Below are 21,813 nucleotides of genomic sequence, written 5' to 3' on the forward strand. Positions count from 1 at the left end.
AGCAGGGATAGCGGTCGCACCAGTCCATCACCCACAGCGCGCCGTCGGGACCGGTCTGCACGCTCACCGGCCGGAACCACGGGTCGCCGCTCACGAGGAAGTTGCCGGGGCCGACGTGCCGCCATTCCTCGCCCTGCTTGATGGTCGCGCCGGTCTTCGCGCGCAACGCCTCGCCCGCGGGCCCGAGCAGCGTGCTTTCCTTCTCCGCGCGATAGGTCGAGCCGAGCGGCGTGAGGCGGTCGCAGTTGAGGGCGTTCTGGTGGATGTTGCCGAGCATCACGAGCCCGCGCCACTCGGGCGGAAACTGGTCGCCCTGATAGATGCAGATGCCCGCGTGCGCCGCGCGGTAATGCCGCCAGTCCACGACCGCGGGCAGGCCCTTGGTGGGCAGGTCGCCGACGTAGCCGAAGGGATTGGCCCACGTGCCGCCCTGCCGGTTGTATTGGCCGCCAGGCGCCATGTGGAAGAGGTGCTGGATGACGCACGCGCTCACGAACGCGTCGCCGCGTTCGTTCCAGTCCACGCCCCACGGATTGCTCGTGCCGTCGGCGAAGACTTCGAACTTCTTCGTGCGCGGATGAAAGCGCGCGAGCGCGGCGTCCATCTGCACGCCGAAGCCGTCGGGGTCGTGCGCGTCGCGGACCTTCGAGCGAGTGAAGACGCCGTGCGTCATGTAGAGCCAGCCGTCCGGGCCCCACGCGAAGCCGTTGAGCAGCTCGTGCCGGTCCTCGAGGCCGAAGCCCGTGAGCAGCACGGTTTGTTTGTTCGCCTTCTGCAACGCGCCCGCGCCGGAGCCTGCGGGCGCGTTCGTGTCTTGAAGAAAATAGAGGTTCGGCGCTGCGCCGAGATACACGCCGCCGTTGCCGAGCGCGAGCCCGGTGGCGAGGTTGAAGCCGTCCGCGAACACGGTGACCTTGTCCGCCACGCCGTCGGCGTCGGTGTCTTCGAGAATCTTGATGCGGTCGCGGGGCTTCTCGCCGGGCTTGGCGCCGCGTGGGTATTCGTAAAGTTCGAGCACCCACAGACGGCCGCGCTCGTCCCACGTCATCGCGACGGGGTTGACGACCATCGGCTCGCTGGCAAACACGCGCACCTCGAAGCCGGGCGGCACCTGGATGAGCTTGCGCGTCTCGTCCGGATGCAGCGGCGGCGTGGTGGCCCCGCGGCGGACGGGGTCATTGGGAAGCGTGTTGCCGGGCGGGTGGTTGGTGTAGATGGGGAAGTCGAAGCCGGACTTCGCGGGCGAGTAGGGCGCGGGAGTCTGCGCGGACGATTGCGAAGCAGAGAATGCAATGGCGAGCGCGGGCAGAAGGGAAATCGCGGGGCCCATACGAGCCGACAATAGGCTCGCGGCCCGGAGGGTCAATCCGAAGTCCGTCCGCACTTGGCGATTGGCAACGGGAATTCCGCGGCGGTAGAGTGCGACGCGTTGAAGGCCCGACTCAAACAACACTGGCCTGCGGCGGCGCTGCTCACGCTGTTCGCGCTCCTGCGGTGGCCGGACCTGCTCAAGCTGCCGAACTTCAGCATGGCTTACGCGCTGGTATTCTGCGCGGCGGCGTTCCCGCGCCGGCTGCCGTGGTGGCTCGTGCTCGGCGTGATGGTCGGCACGGACCTCGCGCTGAATCGCTTCCACTATCGCACCGAGTCGCTGTTCAGTGATTATCAGGCGGTCAACTACCTCGCGTATGCGGGCATCTTTCTGCTCGGCCGCTGCTTTGACCCGCGGGCGCACCCCGGCAAACTCATCGGCGGCGGCGTGCTCGGCGCGCTGATTTTTTATCTCGTCACGAACACCGCGGCGTGGCTGCAGAATCCGGAATACGCGAAGACGCTCGGCGACTGGATTCGCGCGCTCACGACGGGCACGACAGGCTGGCCGGAGACGTGGACGTTCCTGCGCAACACGCTGCTTGGCGGCGGGCTGTTCACCGCGTTGATCGCCTCGACGCTGCAAGCCACCGAAGCCGAGGCGCCCGAACCCGAGGAAGCCGAGGAATCCGCGCCCGAAGGCGAGCCGGCGAAGGAGGAACAGAAGGCGTGAGGGTTGCCTGATGTTGATCGGCGTCATCTCGGACACGCACGGCTACCTCGATCCCGCGGTGGCGGGGCTCTTCGAGGGCGTCGAGCACATCCTCCACGGCGGCGACATCGGCTCCCCCGCAGTCATCGCAGAGCTGGAGCCCATCGCACCGGTCACGGCCGTCCTCGGCAACACCGACACCGATGGCGGCTGGCGGGAGACGGAAATCCTCGCGCTCGCCGGGCGGAAATTCTTCGTGCATCACATCGTGGACCTCGCGGACGCGGGCGCCGCGGTCCATGGCCGCATCGCGAAGCTCCGGCCCGATGTCGTCGTCTTCGGCCACACGCACACGCCGCTGAACGAAGCGCGCGACGGCCGCCTCTATCTGAATCCCGGCTACGCAGGCAGGCCGCGTTTCAACATGCCGCGCTCGGTCGCGTTGCTGCGCGTGTCCGCCGACGGTGTGCGGGCCGAGTTCAAGGAACTGCCCAACCGCGGGCCTGCCCGGGATTGACCGGAATCGATCCATCCCATCGGATCGCATACGCCCCACAGTCCGCGCGTCGAAGGCTCCGATGATGTCCCGGCTCACGATCCACGGCGCGCTCGCGCTCGCGTGCTGCGTGTTCACCGCGCGCGGGGGCGAAGTGTCGTTCCGCCATGACGTGATGGCCGTGCTCTCGAAGGCCGGCTGCAACGCCGGCACCTGCCACGGCAACGCGAACGTCAAGGGCGGCTTCAAGCTCTCGCTCCGCGGGCAGGACCCCGACCTCGACTTTGCCGCGCTCACCCGCGACCAGTTCGCGCGCCGCCTCAATCCCTCCGCGCCCGACGTGAGCCTCATGCTGCTCAAGGCCACGCAGGGCATCGCGCACGAAGGCGTCCGTCGCTGAACGAACTTGTCGCGCGCAAGGACAACCGCATCGGCCGGCTGCTCGCTGCAGGCCGGTCCGGCCGCGAGATTCTCGTCGAGCTGTGCTGGTCGGCACCATCGCGCGCCCCGGAGGCTGCGGAGCTCGACGGGACGCTCGCTCGCGTCGCCCGCGCAAAGGACCGCCGCGGCGCGCTGGAAGATGTGTTGTGGGGTCTGCTGAACGCGAAGGAATTCGTGCTGCGGAGGCAGGCGCACGTCCCCGAACTCCCGGTCCATCCTGATTCAGCGCCGGCGTGAGCGGTCGGCGCTTTACGATTCCAGCGGGCCACTTCACGATGGCGTCGATTCATGGGACTGATCGACTTCCTGCTGAACCTGGCCTGCCTCTGCCTCTGGATCGGATTCCGGGCGTCGTGGTTTCCCGCCGGTCCCGAGGCGGCGTCGGTTTCGCTGCGCTCGACGCTGCGCCGGGCGGACGCGCCCGACCGGCGGCGGTGGTCGTGGCTGATCGCGCTGGCGGCGGTGCTTTTCTCTCGCGCGTATCTTTACTCGCAGCTCGGCGGCGCGGTGAACTGGACACCGCAACTCCAGCTCGGCGTGATCGTGGTGAACCTGCGCGTGGACTCGTTGTCCGCGGCGCTCGGCTGCTCGTGGCTCGGGTTCGCCGCGTTCTGGCTCGTGTTCCATTTCTGGCTCGTGCTGTTCTCGCTCGTGAACGGCCCGGCGCCACCGCACGACCCTGTGCAGCGGCTCGTGCGGCTGCATCTCGGCTGGGTGGACCGCCTGCCGTCCGTGGCGAAGTTCGCGGCGGCGCTGGCGGCGGTGGCGGTGGCATGGTGGCTCGCGCACGGCGCGCTCGCGGGGGCGGGCGCCATCCCGGCGGCGGCGGGTTCGCGCGTGTGGCTGCAGGGGCTGGTGCTGGGCGGCGGCGCGGTGCTCTCGTGGAAGATTCCCATCGTGGCGGTGCTGTCCGCCTCGGTGGTGAGTTCCTACATTTACTTTGGCGAGGCGGCGGTGTGGAAATGGGTCGAGTCGAGCGCGAAGCATCTGCTCGGTCCGCTGCATCGCGCGCCGCTGCGGGCGGGCCGGGTGGATTTCGCGCCGGTGGCGGGGATGGCGCTGGTGTGGCTGGCGGCACACTACGCGGAGCGCTGGTTGACGGATCTATTCCAGAAGCTCGTGGCGTGAGCGAAGGAGGGGGCGGAGTTGAACCGGACCCGCCGGAAGGACTCAGGTCGCCGGGGTGCGGACGCGGGCGGAGAGGAGGTCGTTGATCGTGACGAGGAGCTTCTCGGTGGTGAAGGGTTTCTGCATGAACACAATCTGGCCGGGGCGGCCGAGTCCGGCGACCTTCTCGTTCTCGATGAGGCCGCTGATGGCCACAAGCTTGGTCGCGGGGTCCACCTTGAGCAGGGCGCGGATGAGCGCGGCGCCGTCCATGATGGGCATCATCATGTCGGTGATGATGACGCTGATCTCGGCGCGGTGGCGCATGAAGGCGGAGAGGCCCTCGGTGCCGTCGTGGGCGGTGAGGATGCGGTAGCCGTGTTTCTCGAGCGTGGCCTGGATGATCTCGCGCATGGCGACCTCGTCGGCCACGACGAGCACGCATTCGCCGTGGCCCCACGGACGTTTGGCCTTGTGCGGCAGGGCGGGTTCGCCGGGCGCCGGAGCGCCCGCGACGGGCGGCGGCGGTTCGTTGAGCACGGCCCAGAAACGGCCGAGGTCCTTCACGGTGCGGACGTATTCTGTGAAGTCCACGGGCTTGACGATGTAGGCGTTGGCGCCGAGCTCGTAACTCCGGGCGAGGTCACGTTCCTCGCGCGAGGAGGTGAGCATGACGACCGGCACGCGGCACAATTCCGGGTCGCTCTTGAGATGCCCGAGCACCTCGAGTCCATCCATGCGCGGCATCTTCAAATCGAGCAGCACCACGGCGGGCAGCGCACTGCCGTCTCCTTCGAAGCGCCCGCGGCCGTGCAAATAATCCAGCGCGTCCACGCCGTCGTGCGTCACCGCGACCTGCGAGTTGAGGCGCTGCTCCTCGAGCGCGGCGAGGGCGAGTTCCACGTCGTAGGGATTGTCCTCGACCAAGAGGATGCGCTTCAACCCGGCCCGTGTGTGCGGACTGGGTGCGGTGGTGTGCCGGCGTTCCCTCAACGGAATCATGCTGCGCGATCAAGCCGCGGACTTCACGAACAATTCTTCCGCGACGGGCTGCTGCCTGGGCAACGTGAAGGTGATGGTCGCGCCGTGGTCCACCGCGCCCTCGGCCCACGTGCGGCCGCCGTGGCGGGCGATGATGCGGCGCACGTTGGCCAGCCCGATGCCCGTGCCCTCGAACTGGTCGGCCCGGTGCAGCCGCTGAAACACGCCGAACAACTTGTCCGCGTAGCGCATGTCGAATCCCACCCCGTTGTCGCGCACGAACAGCACGTGCTCGGTCGCCGTGTCCGGCATCGCGCCGACTTCGATCACGGCCCGCGCCCGGGTGCGCGTGTATTTCACGGCGTTGCCGACGAGGTTGATGAGCACCAGCCGCAGCAACGCCGGGTCGGCCTGCACGTCGGGCAGCACGCCGACGCGCCATTCGATGTCGCGCGTGCGCGTCTCCAGCTCGAACTCCCGCCGCGCCGCCTCGACGAGCTCGGCCACGCGCACACGCGTGGCGCGCATCTCCGCGCGGCCCATCCGGCTGAAGGCCAGCAGGTCGTCGATGAGCTTGCCCATCTGCTGCGTGCTCTCGGCGATGACAGTCAGGTAACGGCGGCTCCGGTCGTCCAGCGCCGGGCCGGCCCCGCGTTGCAGCAGGTCGATGAAGCCGTCGATGTGCCGCAGCGGCGCGCGCAGGTCGTGCGAGACAGAATACGAGAAGGCCTCGAGCTCCTTGTTCGCGGACTCGAGCTCGCCGGTGCGCGTGGTGACGCGGGCCTCAAGGTCCTCGTTGAGCTGCTTGAGGTCGGCCTCGGCGCGCTTGCGCTCGATGGCGATGGCCGCGAGCCGGATCGCCATGTCCATCAGGTGGAAGTCCGCCGGGTCGGGCGAGCGCGGCTCGCGGTAGTAGCACGCGAAGGTGCCGAGCACCTTGCCCGCGCCGGAGAAGATGGGCGACGACCAGCACGCGCGCAGGCCGGCCTTGAGCGCGAGGTCCTTGAAGTCCACCCACAGCGGGTCGGTGGCGATGTCGCTGACGACGACGAGCTTTTCACAATGGGCCGCGGTGCCGCACGAGCCGACGTGCTCGCCGATGGCCAGCCCGTCGAGGGCGTCCGAGTAGTCCTTCGGCAGGCTCGGCGCCGCGCCGTGATGGAGGCGGCGCGGGTCGCCCTCAAGCAACAGCACCGAGCAGAGCATCCCGTTGGAGTGTTCCTCGATGACGCGGCAGAGGCCGTCGAGGATGTAGTTGAGCGAGTAGCCGGTGGCGATCATCTCGAGCACGCGCTTCTGGCCGCTGAGCAGCGCCTCGGCGTGCTTGCGCTCGGTGATTTCCTCGACGAGCGACTGGTTCACCCGCTGGAGCTGCGCCGTGCGGTCGCGGACGCGCTGGTCGAGTTCGTCGTGCGCGCGTTGCAACGCGTCCTCGGCGAGCTTGCGGGTGGTGATGTCCGTGGAGACGCCGCCCACGGCGTAAATGCGGCCCGCGGCGTCGTGCAGCGGGAACCTGATGGAGATATAAGTGTGGGGTCCATCCTCGTGCGGCGCGGTTTCCTCGAACTCCATGACGGACTCGGTCTCGATCACCTTGAGGTCGTTCGTGCGGAAGGCGTCCGCCACGTCCTTCGGGAACCACGCGGTGTCGGTGGTGCCGACGATCTTGCGGCGGGTGACGTTGAAGAGGCGCTCAAACCGCTGGTTGATGAGCAGGTAGCGGCCCTCGGTGTCCTTGAGGTAGATGACGGCCGACGAGTTGTCGAGCACGGCCTGCAGGCGCTCCTGGCTTTCGCGCAGCGCCTCCTGCGCGAGCTTGTGGTCGTGGATGTCGATGAGCGAGCCGGCCATGCGGACGGGTTTGCCGTCGGCGTTGCGGGTGGCCTCGGCGCGGGCGCGATACCAGCGGAACTCGCCCGACCGCGTGCGCAGCCGGTGCTCGACATCGTAGGCAGTCGAGCGGTCGAAGTGCCCGCGCAACGCGAGCAGCACCCGCTCGCGGTCGTCGGGATGCAGCCGTGTCTCGAGCGCGGCGAAGTCGTTCGCCATCTCGTTGTCGGCGAAGCCCAGCAGTTCCTTGAACCGCGGCGAGAAATAGACCGACCCGCGCGCGAGGTCCCAATCCCACAGCCCGTCGCTCGAGCCGCGCACCGCGAGCTGGAAGTGCTCCTCGCTCGCGCGCAACGCCTCCTCGATTCGCCGACGCTCGAGAATCTGCGATTCGAGCGCGCGGTTGCTTGCCTCGCTTTCCCGCGCGCGCAGCCGGGCGGTGCGGCCGAACTGCACCGCGAGGCCCATCAGCAACGCCAGCAACGCGCCGGCCACGAGCACCATCGCCGGCAGGCCGGACCGCGCGACCTCGAGCGTTTCCGGCTTGGGGCAGACGTGCAGCGTCCAGGCGAAGCCCTGCATGCCGCGCAGCGACAGGTCGATGATGTTCGTCCAGTCCTCCAGGTCGCGGTCGGATTGCGTGCGGCGGTAAACTGCCTCGGCGCCGTCCCACAACACGACGGAGTAACCGCGGAGCGCCTCGGCGAGCGTGGTGTCGAGCAGTTCGCCCCAGCGGAACGCCGCCACGATCGAGCCGCGGGGCTGGTCCTCCACGAACACCGGCACGATGGCGTAGAAGCCGCGGCCGCCGTGCATCAGGTCGAGCGTCCGCGTGAGCACGAGCGAGCGCTGGATTTGCGCGCGGTTCAGGCCCGTCTTGAGCGTGCGGTCGGCGTCGATCTGCAGGTTTTGCAGCGCCTCGTTGCCCTCGCCCGGGACGATCCATTGGACGCGGTTCCCCACGTCCAGCCACGCGATGCTCTGGCAGTCCGGATAGTGGTTTTGAAGCAGCAGCGAGTCGTATTCCCAGTCTTGGCGGTTGGCGCCGGCTTGCGTCTCCCAACGGCGCGCGAGGCGCTCGACGGATTGCAGGCGCACCTGCGCCTGCGACTTGATTTGCGTCTGCGTGTTGCGGGCGACGAGCGAGACCGTGCCCTGGATGTGGCGCAGGTCTTCCGTGCTCAAGCCCTGCCACAGCAACAGCGTGGCGAGCAGCACCGCGAACGCGACGAGGAACGGCAGCCAGCCAAACACGTCCGATGTCTGCTCGCGGCTTTCCCTGTAGGCGATGGCCATCACGCCGAAGGCGAGCACCATGAAGCACACGGACGTGTGCACGGTCATCCGTGTGAGGCTTCCCCAGCCGGCCGCCCCGGGGACTTCCATCACGAAGCCCGCGAACGCCACCGCGCCGAGCGCCAAAACGGCCGCCGCCAGAAATCCTGCGATCACCGGGCGCATCCGGAACCGCGCCACTTCGCCCAGCAGCAGGATCGCCGCGCCGCTCAACATCAGGCCCACGGCCGAGCTGAGCGACATCCGGCCGGGAGGCAGCTTGTCCTCCGGGTCTGTGTCGCGGAAGAACAACTGGTCAATCCGCAGGTCCACGTCGAACAGGTGCTCCGCGAGCGTGAGGCTGCCGAGCGCGAAGACACCGAGGGCGAGCACGAGCGCCGATTGACGGCGGCGCGAGTCCACCGGCTGCTGTTGCAGGAGCCACAGGGACAGCCCGGCGAAGATGAAGCCGACGGCGGTGTTGGCCTTCATCGTCACGAGCCCCGGAAGCAGCGTCTTGAGCGCCGTGATGTCCAGGAACCACCCTGTCAGCACGAGGACGGCGACGAGGACAAGGAAGACCAGCCCGATGCCGGCGAGCGAACCGCTTTTGACGTCCAGCTTCATCGTGGTGAATGGACCGGGTTGCTGCGACGGCACCGACCCGCGCCGTCGCGTGCGGCACCTTGGTAAAGCGAGGCGCGGTTTCCCGCAATTCCAAACACCGCGCGCCGCCTCGCGAGCCTCGCATTCTGGCGCCGCGCGCCTACGCTTGGGCCGTGAGCGCTTTCGAGAATCCCGCACTCGCCGCCTTCGTCGCCCGGCTTGGCGGTGAACGCGTCGTCGCGCAGGTGCGCGTCCGGCGCGAGGCCACCGGGTTCGAGGTGCGTCACGCCGACGACCGGGACACGCCTGCGGAAGCCCTTGAACGGGTGTCCGCGTGGAATGCCCGCGACCTCGCGCAGGCCGCGGTCGGCGGCGATTTCCGCCCGCTCAAGTCCGCGCCCACGCTGCGTCGCGGCTGGAGGATTCTTGTGCGCGACGCGGGCGAACTCGGCGTCGCGCTCGACCGGCTCTATCCGGGGGCGGTTGCGGACTGGTTTGCGTCCACGGCGGCGGACGTGCCGGTCACGAACTGGACAGAGTTCACCGCGCGGCAGAGCGGGATGTATCGCATCACGACCCTGCTGGGAGGGCCGTCACTCGCGGCGTTGGTGGCGGAGACTTGCGCCCCGGCCCGCTGTCTCAAGCGCCGGCTTTGGTGCGCTCCATCCGCGCCGGCCGATGGTGACGCGGGCAAGAGCCTGATTCCCTGCCTCGAACCCTGCGCGCTCATGCTCGAAGCCGCGCGGGCGCGGGTCCGCGTCGAGCAGGACAGTGCGCGCGGCTAGATTTCGGCGTGCAAACGGCCCGCGTTTCGCCGAAGCTTGCGCCATGGCGACCGAGACCCTCCGGCTGCGGCCGAGCGAGCCGGTGGTGCAGTTTTCGGTGTTCACCGCGAACAAACTGGGCCGGCTCCACGACCTCATCCAGCACTTCGCCGAGCATCACGTGCACGTCCTCGCCATCACGGTGCTGGACACCACCGACAGCGCCATCCTCCGGCTCATCGTGGACGATCCCGCCAAGGCGCGGTCCGTCCTGCGCGAGGACGGCTTTGCGTTCACCGAGAGCGAGGTGCTGGTGTTCGAGATGGACGCGGTGACGCAATTGCACGAGGCGCTGCAGGTCCTGCTCGAGACCGAGATCAACATCAACTATCTCTATGCGTTCCTCGCGCGGCCCGGCGGCAAGACCACGCTGGCGTTGAGCCTCGAGGATCGCGAGCTCGCCGAGTCCGCGCTCGCGCGCCACCAGTTCCGCGTGCTGCATCAGGGCGAAATCTCCCGCTAACGCCGCCGCCGAGCGATGAGCGAGCCGACCTCCCCGCCGCCGACCGTGGGGCCGCGCGTGGTGCTGGATCACCAGTCCGCGACGCCGTTGCTGCCCGAGGTGCGCGCGGCCATGGAGCCGTTCCTCGGCGCGGACTTCGGCAATCCTTCCTCACTCCACCGGCTTGGCCTCTGGGCGCGCGACGCGCTCGACACCGCGCGCGAGCAGGTCGCCGCGTTCGTCAACGCCCGTTCGCCGGGCGACGTTCTCTTCACGAGCGACGGCACGGAGTCGGCGAACCTCGCCGTGAAAGGCGTTGCGTGGGCGGTCCGCCGGCGCGCAGGGCATTTGGTGGTTTCCGCGACCGAGCATCCGGCCGTGATCCAGTCGGTCGCGTTCCTCGAATCCCACGGGTTCACCGCGACACGCGTCGGGACGGATGCCGAGGGGATCGTCGACCCGGCCGCGGTCGGCGCCGCGATCACGCGGGAAACTGTGCTCGTGGCGTTGCACCACGCGAACCACGACACGGGAGCGATCCAACCGTGCGCCGAGGTCGGCCGCCTCGCGGCAAAGGCGGGCGCGCCGTTCTTCGTGGATGCCGAGTCGAGCGCGGGCTGGCTGCCGCTCGACGTGCAGGCGATGGGCGCGGGCTTGATGTCGTTTTCGCCGCACCGCTTCGGCGGGCCGCGCGGCGTCGGCGTGCTCGTGCGCGATGCGCGGGTGAAACTCGCGAGCCTCATCCACGGGGGCGCGCAGGAGGGCGGTTTGCGCGCGGGGGTTGAAAATGTCGCGGCCATCGTCGGCGCGGGCGTGGCCTGCGAAATCGCCTCGAAACAACGCTCGAACCGGGCTGCGAACGCGGCGCGGTTGCAGGAGAAGTTGTGGCGCGGCGTGCAATCCGCGGTGGCCCGCGTGCAGCTCAACGGGCCCGCGCCCGGTCCGGGGCGGCTGCCCTCGAATCTCAACGTCAGCGTCGAGGCGACGGAGGGCGAGGGGCTCATGTTGCTGCTGGATTTCCAGGGCGTCGCGGTGTCGGGCGGGACGATTTGCGCAAGCAAGGAACTGCGGACATCGCCTGTATTGCAGGCGATGGGCATCGGGCACGCCCGGGCGCAGGCGGCGGTGATCGTATCGTTCGGCCCGCCGAGCACCGAGGCGGACGTGGACAGGTTTCTCGAGGTCTTCCCCGGCGTGGTGGCGAAGCTGCGCGCGATGTCACCGCAGTGGGACGAGGGGCGGATGGGTTGAAGCGGGCGCGTCTGTCGCGTTCGGTTTGAACGGCCCTGACGGTCCACAGTCCAACGCCGCGGATGCCGGCGACCCGCAACCCGCCACTTCCCCGCTTGTCGCGCGGGCGGACTTTGCTACGCTGGCCGCACATGGCTCGATACTTGTCCGCCGGGTTCATTGTTTTCGCCGCGCTCGCCGCGGGTGCTGCGGAGCTGGAGTTTGATTTCTCCCGCATGGCCGTGGGCGCGCCGGTCCGGGGGTTCCGCAGCGGCGTGCCCAGCATCGGCAAGCCGGGAGACTGGCGCATCGTGTCGGACATCGTCCCGCCGGAGCAGAAGCGATTCTCCCCCGCGGACAACGTGACCGACCGCCGCCCGGTGCTCGCGCAGACGTCGCGCGACACGACGGGCGAGGGTCCGCCGGACCGCGAGCGCTTCTGCGTGTTGCTGCGCGAAGGCGCGTCGTTTGGCGATTTCAAGTTCACCACGCGCTTCAAGCTCGTGGAGGGCGACAAGGAACGGATGGCGGGCATCGTCTTCCGCGCGCAGGACGAGAAGAACTTCTATTGCCTCCGCGCGAGCGGGCTTGGGAACACGATCCGGTTGCTCGTCTTCCAGAACGGCGACTACATCCCGGACGTGGTGACGAACATGCCGGTGGCCTCCGGCGTGTGGCACTCGTTGAGCGTGGAGTGCAAGGGCAACCAGATCCGGTGCTCCTTCAACGGCCAGCAGGTGTTTCCCGACCTCTTCAACTCGAAGTTCTCCTCGGGCGCGCTCGGCTTCTGGACCAAGTCCGACGCGGTCAGCCACTTCACGGACGCGACGGTGAGCTACACGCCGCGCGAATCCGTGGCCCAGGTCGCATTGCGGGACATTGTGAAGGACAACCCGCGGCTCGTCGGGCTCAAGCTCTTCGCGCCGCCCGTGCCCGGGTCAGACGACGTGCGGCTCATCGCGAGCAACGACGAAACGGAACTCGGCCGCGGGGCGGACCAGCTCGAGCGCGACGTGATCGCGAAGGACGTCATCCTGTTCGGGCGCGGCCGCAAGTTCGTGCAGGTGACGCTGCCCTTGCACGACCGCAACGGCGAGGCGATGGCGGCCGTGCGCGTGATGCTTTCGGATTTTCCGGGGCAATCCGAGCAGGGCGCCATCCAGCGGGCGATGCCCTACGTGAAGCTGATGCAGACGCGCGTGCGCTCGCCGCGCGACCTCTACGCGCATTGAGGCTGCCGTGGCCCCGTTTGGCAGCGCCGCGGGTGGCGCTACGACTGAGCCTTCAGCCACGGCAGGCCGAATTGGATGAACAGCCAGACCAGTTCAGCCAGCAGGAGGATTCCGCCGACGACCATCACGGCGCGCTTGCGGGCCTTGCCGCGGTCTTTCTGCTCCATGAACCACGCGGCCCAGATCGTCAGCTCGTAGAGGAGTTGGAGTGGGAAAAAGATGATGATTTGTGTGACCACCTCGGGCGCGAGCATCGCGGCCAGGACGAAGTTCACCACGATCATGTAGCGCCGGAACGCGGCGAGCTTGCCGTAGTCGAGGACGCCGATCTTCACCAGCGCGAGCAGCACCACCGGCATCTCGAAGCCCAGCCCCATCGCGAGCAGGAATTTCACCACGAAGCCGAAGTAATCCTCCGCGCGCCAGAACAGGAACTCCGCGCCCATCCAGTTGGCGTAGCTCTCGGCGGCCTTGAGACCGAGCGGCAGCAGCAGGAAGTAGCACAGCGTGACGCCAATGATGAACAGCGCCACGCTCACCCAGAAGGCGCGCAGGAAATACTTCTTCTCCTTCACCCGCAGCGCGGGCATCACGAAGTCGATGATCACGAACAGCACGAACGGGCACGCGAGGAGGAACCCGCCGAAGAACGCGATCTTGAGCGAGGAGAAGAACGGCTCCATCGGCGACTGGAACACGATGGGCAGCGGCTTGAGCGGCGGAAGGTCCGCGCGCGGCTTGAGCGCGAGCACCTGGTTGGTGCCGACGGTCACCGTGATCAGTTCGAAGGCGACGTGCTTGTTGGTGCCGAGGGGCAGTCCGGCGGGTTCGCCACCCTTCAAACGGAATGACCAGAGGCGCTGGTCGCCCGCCATCACGTCCACCAGCTTGCCGGAGCTGGTGGGCAGGAACGCGAGTTCGAGCTGGGCCGCGCGGTCGAGCGGCCACGACATGAGCGCGACAATCTGCGGCACCGCCAGCAGGCACACGACCATCGCGACGGCGACGGACGTGACGCACTTGATGATGACCCACCGCATGTCCTCGAGGTGTTCGAGGAAGGACTTGACCGGTCCGCCGCCCTCCTCGGTCTCGGGACCGTGCAGCGGGTCGGGTTCGTCCGCGGGCGCGGGCGCGTCACTGCCACCGCTGCCGCCACCCGAACCACCGTCGTTGGCGTGATAATCGTGGTGGTATTCGTCGTGGTGATACTGGTCGTGGTAGGGGTCGTGATGCGGGTCGTGATGCGGGTCGTGATGCGGGTCGTGATGCGGGTCGTGATGCGGGTCGAGATGATGATAATCGGTGGTTGCGGTGTCGGCGGTTTGGGCGGTCGCGAGTTCCCCACCGTCGACGACGGCGGCGGCGGGTGAAGTATCTTGCGGCGAATCCAAGGGGGCCGCTGCCGAAGTTTCGGCGGGCGGGGTCGCGGTGGCTTCTGCGGTTGGCTGCGCCGCGCCGGGTTCCGCCGGGATGGGGGACAGAGGTTCCGCCGCAGGCATCGCGTCGGCGGGGGGCGACACGTCACCTGTTCGCGGAACCGCCGTTGGGGCGGTCGTTTCCGAGGGAAGAACCGGCGCGGGCGAGGACGATGCGTTGTCTAGGCCTCGCGCAGGTTGGATCGGATCCCGTTCAGTCGACTGAGGGTTCGCCTCGTCGTGAGCCATGGCACACTACTATCCTGTTACTGACGCGTGCCTCAGGCTTTGGGCGCAGGAGTCGAAGGCTGGCTCGGTGCAGCACCCGGGGGCGCTGACGAGGCAGTCGGACTCGAGGGCGGGCTGCGCCGTGGAGGTTCCTCGTGCATGGAGCGCTCCAGTTCGCTTTGAACGTCGCTGGAGGCCTTCTTGAACTCCTTGATGCCCTGGCCTAGCCCCTTCATGAACGTGGGGATTTTGTTGGCGCCGAATATGACCAGCGCCACGACGGCGATGACCAGCAACTCCGTGCCGGTCAACCCCATCAATGCCAGTGTTGGGTTCATCATAGGTGTTTCTCTTTCACCCGGCGACATGCCGGGCGTTCGTTTCGACCGGACACTAGTCCGGGCTATTCAGGCTGTCCAGCGGCAAGACGGCGTCTCCAACGCCGTCCGGGTCCCGTCCAGGGGGCCGGGCGGCGCTCAGGAGCAACCGAGGCTCTCGCCGCAGTTGAGGCACTTGAAGCACGCGCCGTTGCGCACGGCGAGGTGGCCGCACTTCGGACACGTCGGCGCGTCGTGCATGAAGTGTCGCACGGCGTCGCTGAGCGAGGCGATGGCGCGGCTGGCGGTGACTTCGACGGAATCATCCGTGACGGAGTTGACGAGGATGTCGGTGTCGCCGGTGGGCGGCAGCTCGGGCGAAGGGCGGTTGATGCTCTTGGCGAGCGTCTCACGCAGGCCGGGTATGGGGAGTTCCTGCTGGCCGTGGTTGGACAGGTGTTGCTCGCGGTAGCCCGGCAGGAATTGAAACGCCATCCAGCGGAAAACGTAGTCAATGATCGAGCTGGCCTGCCGGATGTCGGGGTTCTTGGTGAAGCCGCTCGGCTCGAAACGCTGGTGGCTGAACTTCTTCACGAGCGCCTCGAGCGGCACGCCGTATTGCAGCGCCATGCTCGTGAGCGTGGCGATGGAGTCCATGAGGCCGCCGATGGTCGAGCCTTCCTTGGCCATGGTGATGAAGACTTCGCCGGGCTGTCCGTTCTCGAAGAGGCCGACGGTCAGGTAGCCCTCGTGGCCTGCGATGTCGAACTTGTGGTTCAGCGCCATGCGCGTCTCCGGCAGTTTGCGGCGCAACGGCTGCGCACTCGCGGCGCGGAGTTTGTCGAGGTCGGCCTGAAGTTCCGCGGCGCGCGCCTTGAGTTGCTCGAGTTCGACGGCCGCGGCGGATCGCTCGCCACCGTCGCCGCCGGCTTTCGTGTTCAGTGGCTGCGAGCGCTTGGAGCCGTCGCGGTAGATGGCCACGCACTTGAGGCCCATCTTCCATGCCTGCACGTAAGCGTCGCGGATGTCGGCCACGGTCGCCTCGCGCGGAAGGTTCACGGTCTTGGAGATGGCGCCGGAGATGAAGGGCTGCGCGGCGGCCATCATGCGCAGGTGGGCCATGTAGTGGATGCTGCGCTTGCCGCGCGCGGCCTGGAACGCGCAGTCGAACACGGGCAGGTGCTCGGGCTTGAGCCCGCTGCGGACGGTCTGGCCGTTTTCCTCGACGTCCTCGATGGTGTCGAATTTGCCGACGTGGGCAATGATGCCCTCGATTTCGGACTGGGAATAGCCGAGCCGATTGAGCGCGGCGCCAACGGTGTTGTTGACGATCTTCAAGTTTCCGCCGCCGGCGAGGACTTTGTATTTCACGAGCGCGATGTCGGGCTCGACACCGGTCGTATCGCAATCCATGAGGAACGCAATGGTGCCCGTGGGCGCGAGGACGGTGACCTGCGCGTTGCGGTAGCCGACCTGCCTGCCACGCGCGAGGGCGCGGTCCCAGCAGCGGCGGGCCTCGTCCTTCAGGTAACCGAATTCGGCGCTCGGATGAATCTCCTCCACGGCGTCGCGGTGCAGCTTGATGACGCCGAGGGTGGACGCGACGTTGTCCTTCGCCGCGGGCTTGGGCACACCGGCGCATCGCGCCTCGCGATAACCGGGAAACGCGCCGAGGTGCGCCGCGATTTCCGCGCTCTGCTCGTAGGCGTGACCGGTCATGATGGCGGTGATGGCGCCGGCGAGCGCGCGCCCCTCGTCGCCGTCGTAAGGCAGCCCGTAGCTCATGCAGAGCGAGCCGAGGTTGGCGAAGCCGAGCCCGAGCGTGCGGAAGATGTGTGAGTTCTCGGCGATCTCCTTCGTCGGGTAGCTCGCGTTGTCCACGAGGATTTCCTGCGCGGTGATGTAGATGCGGACGGCGGCCTTGAAGCGCCCGACGTCGAAGGAGCCGTCTTCGCGCTTGAACTTCATGAGGTTCAGCGAGGCGAGGTTGCAGGCGGTGTTGTTGAGGAACACGTATTCGCTGCACGGGTTGGTCGAGTGGATCGGCTCGGTGCCCTTGCAGGTGTGCCACTTCTGGATGGCGCCGTCGTATTGCAGGCCGGGATCGCCGCAGATGTGCGTGCCCTCGGCGATTTTCTCGAGGAGCGCTGACGCGTCCTTCTTCTGGATCGGCTTGCCCGTCGTGCAGGAGCGGGTCCACCACTCCTTGCCGTTGAGCGCGGCGTTCATGAACTCGTCACTCACGCGCACGGAGAGGTTCTCGTTCTGATACATCACCGACCCGTAGGCTTCGCCGTTGAAGTTGCCGTCATAGCCCTGCTCGATGAGCGCCCACGCCTTCTTCTCCTCCTTCTGCTTGCAGTCGATGAACTCCTCGATGTCGCCGTGCCAGTCGCGGAGCGTGTTCATCTTCGCGGCGCGCCGGGTCTTGCCGCCGGACTTCACGACGTTCGCGACCTGGTCATACACGCGGAGGAAGGAAAGGGGTCCGCTCGGCTTGCCGCCGCCGGAGAGCTTTTCGCGCGAGCTGCGAATCGGCGTCAGGTCGGTGCCGGTGCCGGAGCCGAGCTTGAAGAGCATGGCCTCGGAGTGGGCGAGGTGCATGATGGACTCCATGTTGTCCTCGACCGTCTGGATGAAGCATGCGCTGCCCTGCGGGTATTCGTATTGCGTGCGGGCGCGCTCGGCCACGCACGTCTTCCGGTTCACGAACCAGTTGCCCATGCCGGACGTCTTGCCGACACCGTATTCGTGATAGAGCCCGACGTTGAACCAGACCGGGGAGTTGAACGCGCCATATTGGTTCACGCACAGCCACGTGAGTTCGTCGTAGAACACCTCGCCGTCGGCCTTGCTGAAGTAGCCGTCCTTCACGCCCCAGTCCGCCAGTGTGCGCGTGACGCGGTGGATGAGCTGCCTGACGGAGTGCTCGCGCTCGGACTTCGAAATGTCACCGTAAAAGTATTTGGAGCAGACGACCTTCGTCGCGAGCTGCGACCAGGAGGCGGGGACTTCGACGTTCTCCTGGCGGAAAATCGTCTTGCCGGTGTCGTCGGTGATTTCGGCGGTGCGTTTGCTCCACTCGATCTGGTCGAACGGCGCCGTGCGCGCGTCGCTGAACACACGCTCGACGCGCATGAGTTTGCGGCTCGGACTGGCGGCGGGTTTGTTTCGAGTGGTGGACACGTCGGCGGCAGTAGTACGGCGGCGGCGGGCCGTTGGAGACGAAGACACGAGGGCGTCGCGGGTGTCAATCATGGCGGTGACGGGTTGGAAGTTTTTGGTTCTTGTCGGTCGCCCGTCGCGGCGCATTCCAGCCCGCAAATCCAACAAGGCGACAGCTTCCCCAAAGAGTGCGGCAGGGTTCGAACTCTCTCCCAACCCCATCCCGTGGGGGAGCGCCGGCGAGACTACCACTACAGGTTGAGCCTACAAGAGTTTTTTCCAAAAAAGTTACAAAGAACTTATTCTCACGGAAACCTCGATGGTTTCGAGGCTCAATCCGGATTTCGCAACGGTTGTTCACATCCGTGAACAACCCCGGTGCGAACAAGTGCGACGCCCGCCGGACAACTTCGTCCGGCTTCGTTCCGAGGCCAATGACGGTGCGAATTCACAGAACTTCCACGACCAACGGGGTCGCGCTGGGTGGTTCGTCCGCGAGTTCGATCGCCGCACGAAGCCGTTGCAAAGCGCATGCTGCGTCGTCACGCGTCCGCGCGTGCACTCGCGCAAGGATGGAGCCCGGTTCAATGCGGTCACCTGGCTTTGCAAGCTGGTCCACTCCGACGTCCGGTTGGATCGTCGATTCCTTCGTGAGTCGGCCGCCGCCCAAGTCGCGCACCATCTCGCCGACAACCCGCGCCTCGCATCGCGTGACGAATCCCGCGGAACCGGACTTCAACTCAACCCGGACAGGCGCGGCGTGATCCAGCGCGAGCTTCCTTTCGAAGGCCCGCAGGTCGGCGCCCTGCGCTTCGATGAGTTCGTTCCACTTCGCGCGCGGCCCGCCCGAGGCGAGTCTGGTCGCGGCGGCGGCGCGCGCCGGTTCGAGTTCGCGCTCGCGCTGTGTGAGCACGAGCAGGTGCGCCGCGCACTCGACGACGAGTTCGCGCAAGTCCTGCGGACCGCGGCCTTCGAGGCAGGCGATGGCTTCCTTCACTTCAAGCCAGTTGCCGGCCGAGCGGCCGAGCGGCGTGTCCATGTCCGTGAGCAATGCGCGGGTGCGGACGCCGCAGTCGTTCGCGAGCGAAACGATCGAGCGCGCGAGGTCGCGCGCCTCCTCGCGCGTTTTCATGAAGGCCGCGGCGCCAAACTTCACATCCATCACGAGCGCGTCGAGTCCCTCGGCGAGTTTCTTCGAGAGGATGGAGCCCGTGATGAGCGGGATGCTGGGCACTGTCGCCGTCACATCACGCAACGCGTAGAGCAGCCTGTCCGCGGGAATCATCGTCGCCGTCTGTCCGCCCATCGCGACGCCGATGCGTTGCGTCTGCTCCACGAGGCGCGCGGGGCCGAGTTGCGTCGTCAACCCCGGGATGCTCTCGAGCTTGTCGAGCGTGCCGCCCGTGATGCCGAGCCCGCGGCCGGAGATCATCGGCACGCGGAAGCCAAGACACGCGAGCAGGGGCGCGAGCGGGAGCGAAACCTTGTCACCAATGCCGCCGGTCGAGTGCTTGTCCACGACGGGCCGCGGGTCCGAGGGCCACTTCAACACCTCGCCCGAGTCGCGCATGGCGAGCGTGAGGGAGCGCGTTTCGTCCGCGGTCATTCCACGGAAGAACACGGCCATCAGCATCGCCGACATTTGGTAGTCGGGAATCCCGCCCGCCGCGAACTCCCGCACGAACCTGGTGATCTGCTCCGGCGTGAGCGCCTGGCCGTCGCGCTTGGCTTCGATGAGGGAGAGGAAGCTCATGTCCAACTCGTGCGTGCCATCGAGTGGAACACGGCGAAAGTCCAATGTCCAACGGCCAATCCGATCGCCGGTCATGCCGGGCGCAATTGACGCTTCCGCGTTGGCAAGGCGGCGGCTACAGTCCGCCCCGCTGAACACACGCGCAAGCCGTCCAACCCCCGCCGCCGCGCCGCGCTGTCGCGCCCGATGCTCCGCGCGATGGCTCGCTTGCTGCACGGGTTCGCTGTTCGTCCTCGGCATTGCGCGCAATGCGCTTGCGGGAGATGCTTTGGCGCCTTCCTTCCGCAACGAAGTCCAGCCCGTGCTCTCGAAGGCCGGTTGCAACCAGGGCACGTGCCACGGCAACGCAAACGGCAAGGGCGGCTTCAAGCTCTCGCTGCGCGGCGAAGACGCGGACTACGATTTCGGCGTGCTCACGCGCGAGGTGTTCGCGCGCCGCGCGAATCCGCTCGACCCGGGGCGGAGCCTGCTGCTGCTCAAGCCCACCATGCAGGTCGCGCACGAGGGCGGGCTGCGCTTTGCCACCAATTCGCCAGAGCACGCCGTCATCCTCCGATGGATCGCCGCGGGAGTGCCGGCGGACCCGCCGGATGCGCCGCGGCTCGCGCGACTCGGAGTCACGCCCGTCGAGCGCATCCTCGTGGAGCCGGAACGCGAGGCGCAGATTCACGCACGCGCCGTGTTCAGCGACGGCTCGCAGCGCGACGTGGGCGCGCTCGCGGTTTACGAATCCTCCAGCGCGACGGCCACGATCACCCGCGAGGGACTCGTGCGCCAGGACAAGCCCGGCGAAGTGACCGTGAACGTGCGGTTCCTCGACCAGCAGGCGCCCGTGCGGCTCGCGTTCGTGCCGGCGCGGCCGGGCTTCGCGTGGAGCCATCCGCCGCGCAACAACTTCATTGACGACCACGTCTTGGCCAAGCTGCGCCAGCTCCGCATCAACCCGTCCGGCCTGTGCAGCGACACGGTGTTCCTTCGCCGCGCGCACCTCGACCTGCTCGGCCTGCCGCCGACGGCGGACGAGGCGAAGGCGTTCCTCGGCGACCGCCGGCGCGACAAGCGCGCGCGGCTCGTGGATGCGCTGCTCGAACGGCCCGAGTTCGCCGACTTCTGGGCGCTCAAGTGGGCGGACCTGCTGCGTGTGGAGGAAAAATCGCTCGACCGGAAGGGCGTGCAGAATTTCCACCACTGGATCCGGCAGGCCGTGGCGGAGAACAAACCTGTGGACCAGTTCGTGCGCGAGGTCGTGGCGGCGCGCGGCAGCACCTACTCGCAACCCGCGGGCAACTACCTGCGCGCGCTGCGCGATCCCGTCTCGCGCGCGGAAGCCACGGCGCAGGTGTTTCTCGGCACGCGGCTCCAGTGCGCGCAATGCCACAACCACCCCTTCGACCGCTGGACGCAGGACGATTACTACGGTTGGACCGGCCTGTTCTCTCGCGTGCAATACCGCGTGCTCGAGAACAACAAACGCGACCGGCTCGACTCGCACGAGTTCATCGGCGAGCAGATGGTCGTGATGGCGCGCGAGGGCGCAACGAAGAACGCCCGCACCGGCCGGGACGCCGCGCCGAAGTTCCTCGGCGCCTCCGCGCCGCAACCCGGGACTCAAGACGCCGGACCCGGGGCCGATTACCTCGAATCGCTCGCCGCGTGGCTGACGAGCGCGGACAACCCGCGCTTTGCGAAGGCCCAAGTCAACCGCGTGTGGTTCCACCTCATGGGCCGCGGGCTCGTGGACCCGATTGATGATTTCCGACCAACGAATCCCGCGTCCCACCCGGCGCTGCTCGACGCGCTGGCGAAGGATTTTGTCGCGGGAAGGTTCGACCTGCGCCGGCTCATCCGGCTCATCATCAACTCGCGCGCCTACCAGCTTTCAAGCGATACGAACGACACCAACGCCGAGGACGAGGTCAATTACTCGCACTCGATCCCGCGGCGGCTCGCGGCGGAGCCGTTGCTCGACGCGCAACATCTCGCGCTTGGCGTGGCGTCGAAGTTCAGCGGTTACCCGGACGGCCTGCGCGCGTCGCAACTGCCCGGCGTGACCACGGCGCAGCGGCGGCTCCGGCGCGACACGATGGATGACCAGTTCCTGCGCGTGTTCGGCAAGCCGATGCGCCTGCTCACCTGCGAATGCGAGCGCTCGGGCGGGACGACGCTGGCGCAGGCGTTTCACTTCATCTCCGGTCCGGGCATCAACGCGCTGCTCACCGCGCCGGACAACCGGATGGGCGCGCTCCTCGCAGCGGGCCGTTCTCCGGGCGAACTGCTCGACGAACTTTACTGGAACGCGTTGAGCCGGCCGCCGACCGACCGCGAGGTGGCCGCGGGCGTCGCGCACCTCGAGCGCTCGAAGGACCGCCGCGCCGCGCTCGAGGACATCGCGTGGGGCCTGCTCAATGCGAAGGAATTCGTGATGCGCCCGTGAGTCCGCGGCGG

The 21,813-nt window shown here is 67.6% G+C and carries 16 protein-coding genes; 9 read left to right on the forward strand and 7 right to left on the reverse strand.

Going from position 1 to position 21,813, the window contains the following annotated elements:
* The coding region (locus FJ386_06690; GenBank protein MBM3876390.1) for a hypothetical protein at positions 1-1,330 on the reverse strand (1,330 nt) is incomplete at its 3' end.
* A 99-nt stretch (positions 1,331-1,429) separates the two neighbouring features.
* Here FJ386_06690 and FJ386_06695 point away from each other — a divergent pair.
* The 4 genes from FJ386_06695 to FJ386_06710 all read left to right on the forward strand — a co-directional run bounded on the left by FJ386_06695 (position 1,430) and on the right by FJ386_06710 (position 4,088).
* Complete coding sequence (locus FJ386_06695) at positions 1,430-2,044, forward strand: hypothetical protein (GenBank protein MBM3876391.1); 615 nt, start codon at positions 1,430-1,432, stop codon at positions 2,042-2,044.
* Positions 2,045-2,054: 10 nt separating this feature from the next.
* Positions 2,055-2,540: a metallophosphoesterase family protein gene (locus FJ386_06700; GenBank protein ID MBM3876392.1), complete on the forward strand. Its 486-nt coding sequence runs from the start codon at positions 2,055-2,057 to the stop codon at positions 2,538-2,540.
* Positions 2,541-2,604: 64 nt separating this feature from the next.
* Positions 2,605-2,919 carry a hypothetical protein gene (locus tag FJ386_06705; protein ID MBM3876393.1) on the forward strand — a complete coding sequence of 105 codons (315 nt, stop codon included), beginning with the start codon at positions 2,605-2,607 and terminating at the stop codon, positions 2,917-2,919.
* Positions 2,920-3,248: 329 nt separating this feature from the next.
* Positions 3,249-4,088, forward strand: coding sequence for a hypothetical protein (locus FJ386_06710; GenBank protein ID MBM3876394.1), 840 nt, complete (start codon positions 3,249-3,251; stop codon positions 4,086-4,088).
* A gap of 42 nt (positions 4,089-4,130) precedes the next feature.
* Here FJ386_06710 and FJ386_06715 read toward each other — a convergent pair whose 3' ends face one another.
* Positions 4,131-5,069, reverse strand: a complete 939-nt coding sequence (locus FJ386_06715) for a response regulator (protein MBM3876395.1) — start codon at positions 5,067-5,069, stop codon at positions 4,131-4,133.
* A gap of 9 nt (positions 5,070-5,078) precedes the next feature.
* Entirely contained in the window at positions 5,079-8,780 is a 3,702-nt protein-coding gene (locus FJ386_06720) for a PAS domain S-box protein (GenBank protein ID MBM3876396.1), read from the reverse strand.
* 152 nt (positions 8,781-8,932) lie between these two features.
* On the opposite strand from FJ386_06720, the gene FJ386_06725 reads away from it, so the two are divergent.
* From FJ386_06725 to FJ386_06740, 4 genes are all read left to right on the forward strand, one after another.
* Positions 8,933-9,544, forward strand: a complete 612-nt coding sequence (locus FJ386_06725; protein MBM3876397.1) for a hypothetical protein — start codon at positions 8,933-8,935, stop codon at positions 9,542-9,544.
* 43 nt (positions 9,545-9,587) lie between these two features.
* Complete coding sequence (locus tag FJ386_06730) at positions 9,588-10,046, forward strand: acetolactate synthase (GenBank protein ID MBM3876398.1); 459 nt, start codon at positions 9,588-9,590, stop codon at positions 10,044-10,046.
* Positions 10,047-10,061: 15 nt separating this feature from the next.
* Positions 10,062-11,276 carry a cysteine desulfurase gene (locus FJ386_06735; GenBank protein ID MBM3876399.1) on the forward strand — a complete coding sequence of 405 codons (1,215 nt, stop codon included), beginning with the start codon at positions 10,062-10,064 and terminating at the stop codon, positions 11,274-11,276.
* 131 nt (positions 11,277-11,407) lie between these two features.
* On the forward strand, positions 11,408-12,487 hold the full coding sequence (locus tag FJ386_06740) for a hypothetical protein (protein MBM3876400.1): 1,080 nt from the start codon (positions 11,408-11,410) through the stop codon (positions 12,485-12,487).
* Positions 12,488-12,525: 38 nt separating this feature from the next.
* Here FJ386_06740 and FJ386_06745 read toward each other — a convergent pair whose 3' ends face one another.
* The 4 genes from FJ386_06745 to FJ386_06760 all read right to left on the reverse strand — a co-directional run bounded on the left by FJ386_06745 (position 12,526) and on the right by FJ386_06760 (position 19,608).
* Positions 12,526-13,881, reverse strand: coding sequence for a preprotein translocase subunit TatC (locus FJ386_06745; GenBank protein MBM3876401.1), 1,356 nt, complete (start codon positions 13,879-13,881; stop codon positions 12,526-12,528).
* A 305-nt stretch (positions 13,882-14,186) separates the two neighbouring features.
* On the reverse strand, positions 14,187-14,474 hold the full coding sequence (locus FJ386_06750) for a twin-arginine translocase TatA/TatE family subunit (GenBank protein MBM3876402.1): 288 nt from the start codon (positions 14,472-14,474) through the stop codon (positions 14,187-14,189).
* A 135-nt stretch (positions 14,475-14,609) separates the two neighbouring features.
* A complete protein-coding gene (locus FJ386_06755) occupies positions 14,610-17,708 on the reverse strand; it encodes a vitamin B12-dependent ribonucleotide reductase (protein ID MBM3876403.1) in 3,099 nt (1,032 codons plus the stop codon).
* 355 nt (positions 17,709-18,063) lie between these two features.
* On the reverse strand, positions 18,064-19,608 hold the full coding sequence (locus FJ386_06760; GenBank protein MBM3876404.1) for a thymidine phosphorylase: 1,545 nt from the start codon (positions 19,606-19,608) through the stop codon (positions 18,064-18,066).
* Between FJ386_06760 and FJ386_06765 the strand changes: the two genes are divergently transcribed.
* On the forward strand, positions 19,349-21,802 hold the full coding sequence (locus tag FJ386_06765; protein ID MBM3876405.1) for a DUF1549 domain-containing protein: 2,454 nt from the start codon (positions 19,349-19,351) through the stop codon (positions 21,800-21,802). The genes FJ386_06760 and FJ386_06765 overlap by 260 nt on opposite strands.
* Positions 21,803-21,813 lie beyond the last annotated feature (11 nt).

This window comes from Verrucomicrobiota bacterium (genome assembly GCA_016871675.1).
Classification (GTDB): domain Bacteria; phylum Verrucomicrobiota; class Verrucomicrobiia; order Limisphaerales; family VHCN01; genus VHCN01.